At 46.7% G+C, this 11,949-nt stretch carries 17 protein-coding genes; 16 read left to right on the top strand and 1 reads right to left on the bottom strand.

Annotation, left to right across the window (positions count from 1 at the left end; translation table 11 throughout):
• The 3 genes from I8U19_RS13315 to I8U19_RS13305 are packed head-to-tail and all read left to right on the top strand — an operon-like array spanning position 1 to position 2,653.
• A complete protein-coding gene (locus tag I8U19_RS13315) occupies positions 1 to 1,191 on the top strand; it encodes a hypothetical protein (RefSeq protein ID WP_198056144.1) in 1,191 nt (396 codons plus the stop codon).
• 6 nt (positions 1,192 to 1,197) lie between these two features.
• Entirely contained in the window at positions 1,198 to 1,596 is a 399-nt protein-coding gene (locus I8U19_RS13310; protein ID WP_198056143.1) for a hypothetical protein, read from the top strand.
• Positions 1,597 to 1,612: 16 nt separating this feature from the next.
• Positions 1,613 to 2,653: a phage major capsid protein gene (locus I8U19_RS13305; RefSeq protein WP_198056142.1), complete on the top strand. Its 1,041-nt coding sequence runs from the start codon at positions 1,613 to 1,615 to the stop codon at positions 2,651 to 2,653.
• A gap of 43 nt (positions 2,654 to 2,696) precedes the next feature.
• Here the strand turns inward: I8U19_RS13305 and I8U19_RS13300 are convergent, their stop codons facing one another.
• A complete protein-coding gene (locus tag I8U19_RS13300; RefSeq protein ID WP_232337276.1) occupies positions 2,697 to 2,948 on the bottom strand; it encodes a PQ-loop domain-containing transporter in 252 nt (83 codons plus the stop codon).
• A gap of 80 nt (positions 2,949 to 3,028) precedes the next feature.
• Between I8U19_RS13300 and I8U19_RS13295 the strand changes: the two genes are divergently transcribed.
• From I8U19_RS13295 to I8U19_RS13235, 13 genes are all read left to right on the top strand, one after another.
• Positions 3,029 to 3,199 carry a hypothetical protein gene (locus I8U19_RS13295; RefSeq protein ID WP_198056140.1) on the top strand — a complete coding sequence of 57 codons (171 nt, stop codon included), beginning with the start codon at positions 3,029 to 3,031 and terminating at the stop codon, positions 3,197 to 3,199.
• Positions 3,200 to 3,201: 2 nt separating this feature from the next.
• The gene (locus I8U19_RS13290; RefSeq protein WP_198056139.1) at positions 3,202 to 3,639 is read left to right on the top strand and encodes a head-tail connector protein; all 438 of its coding nucleotides are present in this window, start codon (positions 3,202 to 3,204) and stop codon (positions 3,637 to 3,639) included.
• Positions 3,624 to 4,001, top strand: coding sequence for a hypothetical protein (locus tag I8U19_RS13285; RefSeq protein ID WP_198056138.1), 378 nt, complete (start codon positions 3,624 to 3,626; stop codon positions 3,999 to 4,001). Before I8U19_RS13290 ends, I8U19_RS13285 begins: the two co-directional genes overlap by 16 nt.
• On the top strand, positions 3,988 to 4,431 hold the full coding sequence (locus I8U19_RS13280) for an HK97 gp10 family phage protein (protein WP_198056137.1): 444 nt from the start codon (positions 3,988 to 3,990) through the stop codon (positions 4,429 to 4,431). The genes I8U19_RS13285 and I8U19_RS13280 overlap by 14 nt, the downstream gene beginning before the upstream one ends.
• Positions 4,428 to 4,784, top strand: coding sequence for a hypothetical protein (locus tag I8U19_RS13275; protein WP_198056136.1), 357 nt, complete (start codon positions 4,428 to 4,430; stop codon positions 4,782 to 4,784). The genes I8U19_RS13280 and I8U19_RS13275 overlap by 4 nt, the downstream gene beginning before the upstream one ends.
• 5 nt (positions 4,785 to 4,789) lie before the next feature.
• On the top strand, positions 4,790 to 4,987 hold the full coding sequence (locus I8U19_RS13270) for a hypothetical protein (RefSeq protein ID WP_198056135.1): 198 nt from the start codon (positions 4,790 to 4,792) through the stop codon (positions 4,985 to 4,987).
• Positions 4,984 to 5,793, top strand: coding sequence for a hypothetical protein (locus I8U19_RS13265; protein WP_232331018.1), 810 nt, complete (start codon positions 4,984 to 4,986; stop codon positions 5,791 to 5,793). The genes I8U19_RS13270 and I8U19_RS13265 overlap by 4 nt, the downstream gene beginning before the upstream one ends.
• Positions 5,794 to 5,806: 13 nt before the next feature.
• Positions 5,807 to 6,301 carry a hypothetical protein gene (locus I8U19_RS13260; protein WP_198056134.1) on the top strand — a complete coding sequence of 165 codons (495 nt, stop codon included), beginning with the start codon at positions 5,807 to 5,809 and terminating at the stop codon, positions 6,299 to 6,301.
• Between the two features lie 53 nt (positions 6,302 to 6,354).
• Positions 6,355 to 6,594: a hypothetical protein gene (locus tag I8U19_RS13255; RefSeq protein ID WP_198056133.1), complete on the top strand. Its 240-nt coding sequence runs from the start codon at positions 6,355 to 6,357 to the stop codon at positions 6,592 to 6,594.
• A gap of 76 nt (positions 6,595 to 6,670) precedes the next feature.
• The gene (locus I8U19_RS13250; RefSeq protein WP_198056132.1) at positions 6,671 to 7,048 is read left to right on the top strand and encodes a hypothetical protein; all 378 of its coding nucleotides are present in this window, start codon (positions 6,671 to 6,673) and stop codon (positions 7,046 to 7,048) included.
• Positions 7,049 to 7,101: 53 nt separating this feature from the next.
• Entirely contained in the window at positions 7,102 to 9,906 is a 2,805-nt protein-coding gene (locus I8U19_RS13245) for a phage tail family protein (protein ID WP_198056131.1), read from the top strand.
• Between the two features lie 11 nt (positions 9,907 to 9,917).
• Complete coding sequence (locus I8U19_RS13240) at positions 9,918 to 10,796, top strand: phage distal tail protein (RefSeq protein WP_198056130.1); 879 nt, start codon at positions 9,918 to 9,920, stop codon at positions 10,794 to 10,796.
• Between the two features lies 1 nt (position 10,797).
• A complete protein-coding gene (locus I8U19_RS13235; protein ID WP_198056129.1) occupies positions 10,798 to 11,946 on the top strand; it encodes a Gp37-like protein in 1,149 nt (382 codons plus the stop codon).
• Positions 11,947 to 11,949 lie beyond the last annotated feature (3 nt).

Here is an 11,949-nt window from a genome sequence, read left to right as displayed (position 1 = left end):
ATGAGCGAGCAAGCAAACCTGCTCCATTTGCCTGTTCGGTTGATCGGCGAAAATCGGGAGATGGATCTTGAACTGATTAACCGGCACACACTGGAGCCGGTGACAGCGGAAGAAGTCTTTACCTTTTCGGGTATTTGTTCCAATGATCAGCAAGATGCTTACTTTACCCGGATGGATACGTCCACCACGCTTCGGAATTACGTTGAGGACCTTCAATCTGGGGTCAGTCTTCAGGAAGGCCATGATATCCACAAGAATCCCTATGGGCGAAGTTATCACGGGGAACTCATTTCGGTGGATGAGGGTGGACATGCCGTTCGGGGTTACTGGTACATTATCCGAGACTTAAACATCAATGGGGCCAATACCAAAGATCTGATTCGCGCCATCCAAACAGGTGTGATCCGGGATTTGTCCGTTGGTTTTGGCGGAACAAGCATGTGGTATCGCTGTGGGTCTTGCGGACGTAATCTTTGGGATTGGGAATGTCCCCATATCCCCGGTTTAGAAGATGAAGAAGGGAGAATGAATGTTGCCTGGGTAATGGATGCGCGGCTCTGTGAGGTAAGCACGGTTTACAAAGGAGCCACACCGGGAGCCTATATTGAGAAGGCACGCGAATATGTCTCACAAGGGCAATTGTCCCAACAGAATATTGCTCGCTTAGAACGCCAGTACCATGTCCGGTTGGACGATGGGAAGCGTTCTTTTTTTATGCCTGAAAAAGGGAGTGAACAGAGAGTGAATCTGTTAGACCAACTGCGGCAAGCGATTGAGGAAAACAAGATCGAAAAAAGCCGGGTGTACGACATCCTTTCAGAAGGAGAGCTTTTCCGTCAACCGGACGATATTGCTCTAAGAAATGAGTTGGTCGATTACGCCACCGTCGAGGGAGTGCGCCAATTGAAACAAGAGGCCCAGATGGGGCGCGCCTATCTGGAGGATTCGATCGATCAAGCGGTAAAAGCTCGGATTCGTGCCTTTGGGGATCGCTTTGATGCCGAGAAATACCGCTCTATGCTGCTGAAACTAAATGATCTGGATTCCGTGAAAGAAGAAATCCGTTTGTACGAACAGATGGTAAAACAGCGGTTTACATCCGGTCGTCAGACAGAGCCTGAACTGCTTCATAGTCAACCAACTGCACAACCATCGGATTTTAAGCGTGAAAACATCTTTGAGAAGGAGTGAGGTTTCATGTATGGAACGCGCGTGGGTGGAGTCACACCGCATTCCTATGGTTTGCAAGTGACTGTCCTGGTTCCCAGTGCAACGGCTTCACAGCCGGTGAATGAAGGGGATTTACTCAAGTTGATTACGACCGCTCCTTATAGTGCGGCTCCATGTGCAGATGGAGACCCGATTCAGTTAAAGGCCATCCACGGTGGAGTAACCGACGGCACGACGCCTGTAGGTTGCCATTTATATGGGTTTTCCCGTGTAGACAGATTCAAATTTACGGGGGCTGAACCCACGATCGGTGCATCCGTGGTCGCCGCCGGAAATGGCGTTGTCAAGGTTGCTTCGGATAACAACGGAACGTTCGTTCTCTTTGTGGACTCAAGTAGGCAGATCGTCGAAGTGGCCATGCCCTAAAAAGGAGGATTGATCAATGGGAATCCTAGTGAGGAATCATTGTGGGAAGAATGTCGAGCTGAAAACGGGGGCATCCTTAATTGCTCATTTAAAGGAGCGATATAAGCGAACTGATTCCTATGCCGTGAATCGTTATTTGGAAGCAGAGCAAGTTCAACTGAATGATGTGTTCCGGGCATTTGGAATCGAGGACATCGGAAAGGTCCAAGTTCGCACGGTGCTCCAGAATGACGGCATGAAGCCATTGTTTAATGCAGCGATCGAAGATGGATTGCGAATGGGATTTGAGAAGGAATCCAACTGGCAAGTGCTGGTGGCGGATACGGTGGATGCCACCAAAATGGCACAAGAGTGGTATTTCCTCGAGTATGATGAGGATGAAGTCGCCCTGCGTGAAATCGGTCAAGGGGCTCCGATTCCGGTTGGTACGCTCAAGATTGGAGATCAATCGATCCGGCTGCATAAACGAGGACGTGGCATTGAATGGACCGATGAAGCGAAAGACATGAATATTAAACTGGTATCCCTGTTTCTGATGAAAGTAGGGAAAAAACTGGGGCGCGACTATGAAAATACGGCGATTTACCGGTTGTTGAATGGCTATTTTCCGGATGGTTCCGATTCCCCGCCTGTGATTGGGGTAAAGACGGCTAACAATCTGACCATTGGGGATTTGTTTTATGCGGCCATGTATATGGAGGAAGAGCTGGGCTACAACGTAAAACGGCTCGTGATGAATCGCAAGACGGCTTCTTCGATTGCCGAATTGAAAAACGGCGATGGCAACTACTTATTTATTGATAACTTAAAGAGTGGAGAGTGGCCTTCACCACTGGGAGCACCGATTCATATTAACAATCTTGTTCCAGATAATCGGATTATCCTCGTGGACACTGCCTTTGCCCTGATCCGCTACTCCTATAAAGAGTTCGGTGTCGAATTTGAACGGTCGGCGAAGACCCAGTTGGAGGGTTCCTACGGAACAGAAATATCAGAGTTCGTTCCGTTTGAGAAGAATGCTCGCTTAATTATTACGTTAGACCAACAACGAGCATAAGGGGCATATGGAAATCTTCCGGTGGTTCTAATTCAAAACAAGCTTACTTCTTATATCGTAAAATGAGGATCACGAGAACGAGGATAATAACCAAAGATAACGTGTTGGTAATCAAAAAAGCATATCCAACTCCTCTTACCGCTAAACTCAGTGCATAAACTTCCATCAGGTTAATACCCAACAAAACCATTAAATAGGATTTTATGTTCAAATCCTTAACGGACTTGGTCCTCCAGATTTGAACAATCTGTGGTATCCAGCCTAGTGATAAGATAATTCCACCCAATAACTGCATAAGAGCGAAAATCAATCTATCACTACTCCTTTCATATTGTCCTAAGTTAATTTTACATTAAAAGAATGGAGGGATATGAAATGGCGACCAAAAAAGAAGAGAAAAAGAAAGTGAGGCTCAAAGATCCTTCTACTCAATATGGGGAAGGGTCTTTTTCGTTGCTTGGGAATCAGGAGAAGGAATTACCAGAGAATCCTTCTCCGGAACTGTTGGCCCGCATCCGTTCTGGTTTTATTGTTGAGGTGAACTGACTTTGGCCTATCTTTCCGTCGAGGAAGTAAGAGAAAGGACCAGTTTGAAAGAAGTGGCTGAACTTCCCGAAGAGAAGCTCCAGCTATATCTCGAACGAGCCACCGCATGGATACACCGCGTCGCCCAGAGAAAATTTTATGATGAGACTGATCTGGATCGCTTAATCGATCTTAAAACAGCGAGCGTACTCCTCGTGGAGTACCTGTGGGTGCAGGATCATGACGAAGGAAAAGAGAGGGTTATGAGCCAGGTTAAACAAGAAAGAATCGGCTCCTATGCCTATACATTGAAGGATGATACCGGTAAGGAAACGGGACTGACCGGAATCAAGGAACTGGATTCCATTTTATTGTCCCTAATGCCGAAGACATTCGCGACAGGGATGTTTTTCTCGGTATCTGGACCATCAAGGGTGGGGAAGAAATGCGAATGGAGCTGAATTTTATCCATCGGTGCACGCTGGTAACGAAGGGGCAACAAACGGGGTTTGATCCTTATGGTCGTCCCATTTTTGATGAGAGATTGAAGCCGGATGTCCCTTGCAGGGTGGACCAATTTAATGAAGAGGCGCGATGGGATGATTTTGGCTTCGAGTATGGGGTAAGCTATGTTTTATTTTTAGGGCCAGACCTTGTCTTGGATGAAACGATGAAAGTGAGAGATATCGTGGATCGAGTTGGCCGATTGGTTTTTCCGGGTCTTTTTTTGTTTCAGCAAATCCAGCCTGTCTTTGGACGTAAAGGAATTCATCACTATGAGGTGTTTTTGAAGAAAGAGGGAAATGAGGATGGCGAAAAGTGAGATTTCCTTTCAAGTACAAATCGATGCCAATGCCTACGATTTTTTTAAGAAGGAATCCCCTCAGAAGTTAAAGGAGGCTCGTCAAAAAGCGGTTGAAGCCGCCGGAATGGTTTGGTCTGACGAAGCGAAGCGGATTACTCGTGATGAAGATCACATCGACACGGGGCTTTATATCAACAGCATTGGTTATCGAACTTCTTTTCCACCACGGAATAAAAGTGGATGGAACGTTCGTGAAGCGACCGATGAGGATATCGTTTATGAGTTGGAGGAAGGGGAGGATGTCACCACATTGGCCATTGGCTCCAACGTTTCCTATGCAAGTGAATTGGAAAAAAGGTATCACATCATGGCAAAAGCTTTGGATCAAGGAGAATCAAGAATGAAGCAAGTGGTGGAGTTTCAAGTGAGGAAGGTGCTGGGCAGTTGATCCAGTATGTTGATCCGATTCCGCCAATTGTCACGTTTCTTTCCGTTCGGTTGAATAGGATTTCGGTTTATGGCAACATCGCGAAGAACCCCGTTTTGCCTGCATTGATCGTCAAAAGTGCAGGGGGAGCGGGGTTTTCTCGTATCCAGTTATTAGCCAGGGCCGAGAAAGATTTTGAAGCGATGGAGTTGCTCATTCAAACCATGATGCTGTTGGAGCAGTACGCGAATCAAATCCAAGGCATCCGGGTTACTTGGTGTGGGCGGGAAAGTAATCCGTTTCCCTCTGTAGACCAGGATACCGGAACACCGGAGGCTTGGTGTTACATGAGGCTGGAGCACGTGGAAGGGTGAGGGGAATGGCGAAAGTTGAAAAGGTCAGACGAATCCGTTGTGTGGGTCCGGTTGAACCAACAAGTGGAGTGGTTGTTTTACGAATGGGTACGCTTGATATTGTTCCTGGGCAGGTTTTAACGATAGGGAAAGAATTGTCGGATGATGAGGCAAGACTTCTTCTTTCCATGAAGACATGGATCTTTAAAGAGGTGAGTGAATGATGGCGGATATTTACAAAGTCGACTCTTCCAAAATCGTCGGCGGGCCTGGGCGACTGGTCGTCAAACCGTATGATGGCATTTTTCCGCAAAAGATTAGCGAGGTCATGGATTTATTTCCTCCCTATGATTTGAAACCGGGTTGGCGGGATTTGGGAGCGACCACGGAAGGAATCAAGACTTCACGAAGCTTTGATACCGATGATTTTGAAGTCGACCAGCGTGGCCCCATTGATACGACCATATCCAAATGGGAGCATACGCTGGAGACAAATTTGGCGGAGAACTCTTTGGAAAATCGGCAATTGGCATTGATCGGAGGAATGATTATCGATTCTCCCCCAACACTTGGGACTGCGGTTCCGATATCCAATGCGGTGACCAAAGGAGCAACGATCTTAACCCTCTCTTCGGCAAGCACCGATTTTAAAGAGGGTGGTTGGTTAAAAATCGGTTCGGAAACCCTGCCTCTTTCAAAAGTGGCTGGAACCTCCCTCTATCTAAAGGAACCGATTGGTTCAGATTATCCGGCCAATACCGATGTGAGCCCGGTAACGGAGTTGGGGACAAGACGAATTGGTTATGGAACGGTTTCGGATGTTCCCTTTATGACCTATGCCCTGATTAGCCAAAAGAAAGACGGAACGCTTTACATGTGTGTTATTTGCAAAGCGAAAGTAGCTGGAGATGAAAAAGAGCAGACCTACAGCAAGGAGAAACGGGTTTTGCCGCTAAAGTTACAGGCGTTCCCGGAAGACAACCTGTCCCAAGACGAAAACGTGTATTACGAAATCGAACAAGTCCGGTGAAAGGATGAGACGAATGGAACAAGCTTTAAGATCCCTCGATATTGAAAATGTGATCGGGCAAGTAACGCTGAGTAATGGAACCAAACTGGACGTTCCCAAGTTGTCTTTGCAGAAGATTATCCGGATCGTAAAGTTTCTTGGCGTGGATGGAGTCCGGATTTACGATCAGTTGCGGGAGGTATTGTTGGATGATACGCAATCGGATCTGGAGAAAATCGCCTTGGTATTGGAGCAATTGAAGGAAGAGCAATTCGTCCGTATTCTCTCCATTCTGCTTGATGTGGATGACCAAACAGCCCTTCAATTGGATTTGAATGAGATGCTTGAAGTCCTACTGGTCTATGCGGAGAAGACCAACCTATCCCAAACTTTTACCCAAGTCCAGAAGCTGATGAAGAAAATGTCGGGCAGAGACATTCCCGATCTTCAGACGCTTCTGGGCTTTTTGTTTCCGCCAGTAGAAGAGAACGGCGCACAAGCTGGTCCGAAATCATCGAGCGCTGGATAGAGCAGATCGGCTTTGTGGCCTCCCACTATGGGTACACCGAGGAATATGTGCTGATGCATACACCGGAATGGTTGGCGCGGAAGAGCAGGCAGGCAGCCCAAGAAAAGATTGATGAACACCGCATACGGATTGTAGAGAATTTTAAAGGCTTGGCTCTCTTCATTGATCTTGCCTTTAATCAAGGACGGGAAGCAGATCAAATTTTACCGTCTTTATATGAGGAGGAAAGAAATTTAAGTCAGGCCGATAATCCCTATATTGAAACGATGTGGTGGAAGTATAAAAAGGAATAATAGAATTTGTTGAGGGAGAAGCTTTGCCATATTTCTAATACTAAACAGAAATAAATTATTGTTGAGGTGAAAAACTTTGGCGAAGCTTTTCAAAGCAATTGTATGGATTCTAAGTATCTTTGTATTTTTGATATTAATTTTTGGTGTTTATGCTATACCGTTACTTCCAATATATAAACACCTAGGTGAAAATGTTGTCGCAAATCAAATAGCCGGAATGAACTATATGCTTACTTTCCTTGCGATGGTTGGAGCAGTTGCCGGCATTGGATTCACTGTTTTTGGTTACTATGAATCCAAGAAATTTCCTGAGCTTATTAAACAAGAGATACACAGTCAATTAGATGAAAAAGCAAGAAAAGTGAATGAACTAAATGTGAGAATCAATTTATTGAATGATCAAGTCTTAGAGATGTACAAAACAAAGAAGTTCGATTCATTAATAAACTTATAGAGTTTTATGGGCTATGGCTAACCGGTCATAGCTCTTTTTAGTAGGTGAAAATCATGACCACAGTAGGCAGATCCAACATTGAGATTACCGCAACCGACCGTCAGGCACGGCGAACCATCAGCAGCTTTTTTCGAGATTTGGAAAACACCGGCCAGCGAATCGGACAAGCCATGCAAAGGATGAATCCTTTTGAAACCATCGAACAAGGGGCTAATCAATCGACCCAGTTCCTTGAGAGATATAAGTCCCGTTTTTTAGCGGCGATCGATCAGATGAATGCGAAGGCGACACAGTCCAAAAAAATGATGGATATTTTGCCGGAGACCAGTAGCATTCAGCGGATCGATCGCTTTTTTCTTGGCATTGGAGATCGGCTTGAGCAGATGGCCAAACAGGGAACGGCGGCGAACTTAGCGATCACGATGTTAGGGAGAAACGCCAGTTTAAAAGAGATTCTGGATCGGATCAAGCTCATTAACCAAGGGCTGGCCCGGATGCAAGCATTAGCCACAACGTCCGCCATCGTATTGGGTCTGTTTACCACAGGCATGGTGAAACTCTCCAATACCGTCGATGGCCGTCTTGTACCAGCAGTGCAGGCGTTCAAACGGGTTTGGCTTTCCGCATTGAAGCCATTTGCCCAAATTTGGACCGACTTTGCTCTGAAAGTGATTCAAGCGGGAACGGCCATCGGGCGGTTTATTGAACGGTTGAACCAGATCAACCCGGCTATTACCAAGATGGCGGGAATGTTCCTTTATCTCTTTACGGCAATTACGCTTTTTCTTTCGCCAATGGCGATCGGGATTGGTCGAGCGCTTGGAATGCGGGCGGCATTTACGGTTCTCTTTAATACCTTCAAACCGCTAATCCTAGGTTTCTTACGGGTTGCAGGTATGGCTTCCCTTATTTCCGCTGCATTAGTCATTCTGGGTGGGATTCTCATTCGCCTCTGGCAAAATTCCGAGGTCTTTAGAAACGCCATCATTCAAGGCTGGAACGCAATTAAAAATGCAGTAATGAGTGCAGTTCAACCCCTGATCCCAAGCCTCCAGCGCTTGTGGAGTGCTTTTGTCCAGTTACTGAATGCGTTCACGGGCGGCGGACTTACGGTCGGGGACTTTTGGAAAAGCCTTGGAGACTCGATTGGTCGGGTGATTCATGCCATCGTTCAAGTCGGCGTTCCACTCCTTCAAGGTGCTTTGCAAGTCATCTCAATCGTTTTGGGGGGAATCGTCGACGGACTGACCAAAGGATTTCAGGCATTACAACCTTTTATTGAACAAACGGTTCACTATCTTGAGGGGCTCTTTTCTGGAATACAGGGAAACAAGGCCAATTCAATCATTAAGGAATGGAGAAGGAATTTTGCCTCCTTCTTGGCCTTTTTAAAACCGATTATGGGGCAAATCGTGCAGATTATTGGGCAAGCCTTTCAGCTCATCGGCCAGATTATCAAAGTGGCCGTGATGGTTTGGGGGACCGAGATCAAGATCGCTTGGACGGCGATTGAAGCAATCTTCTCCAACCCGACGGTTATTTCGGTGATTCAGCCGTTCTGGATATATATCAAGACTGTCATTTCTAATGCACTAAGCATCATTTTAAATGTGTTAAAGCTGTTCTCCAATTTGCTTGCTGGAAACTGGGAAGCCGCATGGCAGAATCTGCAAAACATCGTTGAACGTATCGTGACCATCCTTGCTTCCACCATCTCGACCAGTTTTCAGATTCTCTTGACCATCTTTGCTTCAGTATGGAGCGCGATTTCTTCTCTTTTGACTAGACTATGGAACCGGATTCTTAGCACCGCCTCCGCGATTTGGGGAGAAATCGTTTCGTTCTTTGTCGGGGTCTGGAACGGGATCGTTTCATTTGCTACTTCTATTTGGACGAGCTTGGTAACCTTTTTGACCGGGCTGTGGAATGGGTTGATGGGAATCGCCACGGTGGTCTGGAATGCGATTACTTCGGCCATTGTGACCGCATTTACGTGGATGTACAATCACAATTACTATTTCCAGGCGCTGGTCGATACCATTGTGGCTGCTTGGAATATCGCGAAACAGTGGACGATAAACACATGGAATGCCATCACTTCTTTTTTGACAAGTGCATGGAATCAGTTGCGATCCATCGCCTCTTCCACCTGGAATGGCATGAAGTCGGTGATCCTGGCCGTTTGGAATACGGTAAAGCCTTGGCTGGTGAGCGTCTGGAATAGTCTCCGATCGGTTGCCACTTCCGTATGGAATGGCATCAGAAGTGTGATTTCCAGTGTGGTCAGCGGCCTCAGAGCCGTGGTCACTTCGGCTTGGAACAGTATCAAAGCGGCCACCTCCTCCGCTTTCAATTCCGTTAAATCAACGGTGACAAGCATCTGGAACTCGATTAAATCGATGTTGTCCGGACTGGCGAATCAGGCTGCTGCTTGGGGAAGGAATTTGCTTAATAACTTTGTTAGCGGGATCAAAAGCCGGTTCTCCGCCTTGGTTAAGGTCGTGAAAGATGCGGCATCAACAGTAGCCGCTTACCTTGGATTTCACAGTCCCGCCGAAAAAGGCCCCGGAGCCGATGCAGACAAATGGTTTGTGAACTTAATGGAGATGCTGGAAAATTCCATCCGTATCCGGGTTCCTCATTTGCGGGCCGCCGTGCTTGATGCCGCAGAGCAGTTAAATGCCATTACTGTGTTAAATCTCGGGGGAACTCTGCAAAGAGCGGGAATCGTTTCCGCTTCCACCAGTGAATCATCAGTTCAACAAGTCCACAATGAAGTCCATATCTATGCGCAGGAGGCTCCTTTAACCGAAGAGCGCTTAATCCGCTATCTCCGGCGAATGGATTGGCTGCGGTAGGAGGTGAAATCGTGCCGGGTGAAAGGATAACCTGGGTGGATCAAAACGGAGTCGAAACCGTTCTTTCTTATCAACCGGGTGTGGAAAATACCATTCTTCTTTTATATGACCGAGAAGGCTTTGAAATGCCTTCTTTTTCTTTTGCAGAAGAAAAAATCCCGCTTCAATATGGTTCTGTTCTTCAAGATATCCAAGTGGAACCGCGGGAAGTGGATATGGCAGTCATGTTTCGTGGGAACGATTCCGCCGATTTGCAGCGGAACGTTCGTTGGTTTAAGAGGTTGTTTAATCCTTTACGCGGAGACGGAAAGCTGTGCGTACTTACAGCCGATGGTGTAGAAAGGGAATTGGTTTGCCGGTATAAAAGCGGGATGGAGGGACGGGAAAAGACGGGGGAGTCAGGGGACCGATATAAAAAAATGGTGCTGACGTTTCGGGCTTTTGATCCGTTTTTTTATTCCACCCAGGTTTTTACCAATACGTATCAACTCAATACCAATCCCCCAAAATGGTTTCCCCTTTTCCCGTTAAGATTAGGAGGAGAGGCTATTAGCACCGAGATTCAGTTGGATAATCAAGGGGATATTGAAACCTTTCCGGTTTGGACCATCTACGGGCCAGGTCAAAATCCTATGCTTCTCAATCTTACGACCGGCTATTACCTGATGTTTGAGAATCTGTCTTTGGATGTGAATGAATTTGTGACCATCGATACCCAAAAGCGCATCATTGAAAAGAATGACGGAACCAATCTTTATCCGGAACTGAGCATTGGTTCGACCTTATGGAGATTAAATGCCGGGGTCAATATTGTCCATATGGAGATGGACGGCGCTTCTTCGGATTCAAAAATCGTCGTTTGGTATCGGGAGCGATATTTGGGGGTATAGCATGGCGCTTTATGAAATTTGGGTGAGAGATCGGGAACTCAATCTCGTGGGTTCGATCACGACTTTTCGGCAATTGGAATTGACCATGAAATTTAATGATGTAGGGAAATGGACATTGGATTTACCGCTGGACTCACCTGATGTGGGAATGCTGTTAGAGGTTCGGAAACAAGGGGGTGGGATTGGAGGGATTCTTGTCACCAGAGACGGGAATCCCATTTTTTCTGGCCCGATTCGAAATGTGGAAGTCAATAACGACCTTAGTTCAAATAGTGGATATACCTTCTATGGCACGGATGACAATGGTTTGTTAGGGACACGTCTGGCGCTTCCGCCGCCTTATTATGCGATTGCCGGAACCGGATACGGATATGACGTTTTCACAGGTCCTGCCGAAAGTGCCCTCTACCATCTTGTTCAGCGGAACTGTGCGGAACTGGCCTCGGCCTATCGAAGGATTCCGGGGTTATACACAGATATTGACATGAAGCAAGGGAAAACGGTGACCATTCGTTCGCGATTGGACCCCTTGATTGACAAATTGCAAGAAGCGGCATTGGCAGACGGGAACCTTGGCTTTCGGGTGTTGCAGTTCCTGAACAACTTCATGATTTTTCAGGTATATATCCCTCAAGATCGTGCGCAGGATCTTGTTTTTTCACGAAAGCGGGGGAACTTGGGTTCCTATCGGTATTCCGTGGAAGCTCCGGCAGCCAATTATGTGATTGTCGGGGGAGGGGGAGAAGGGGAAGCGCGAACGTTTATGTATAGCGGGGATGAACCGAGCCGGACCTTGTACGGGACGATTGAAATGTTTGTCGATCAACGTAGCAATACAGATAACAATGAACTTCTGCAAGCACTAAACAATGCACTGGTGGAAAACACGGAGAAGACCAGCCTGGAAATTTCCCCTCTCGATGTTCACCCCACCCGTTATTTGGAGAACTATGATCTGGGAGATCGGTGTACCGTTGAAGTGGAAGGGGAAATCATTCAGGATGTGATCCGGGTCATCAATATTACCTTGGGAAAAGACGGTGAAAAAATTGTTCCAACGGTGGGAACGCCGAATGTCGGGACTCAATTTCGACTGTTTGACCAGTACCGGAATCTCGAAGCAAGAGTAGGAAATTTGGAAAGAAGGTGAGTC

Source organism: Thermoactinomyces sp. CICC 10523 (assembly GCF_016055105.1).
GTDB lineage: Bacteria > Bacillota > Bacilli > Thermoactinomycetales > Thermoactinomycetaceae > Thermoactinomyces_A > Thermoactinomyces_A daqus.
Note: the sequence above shows the minus strand (reverse complement) of the source record. Positions and strands in the feature narration are given on the sequence as shown.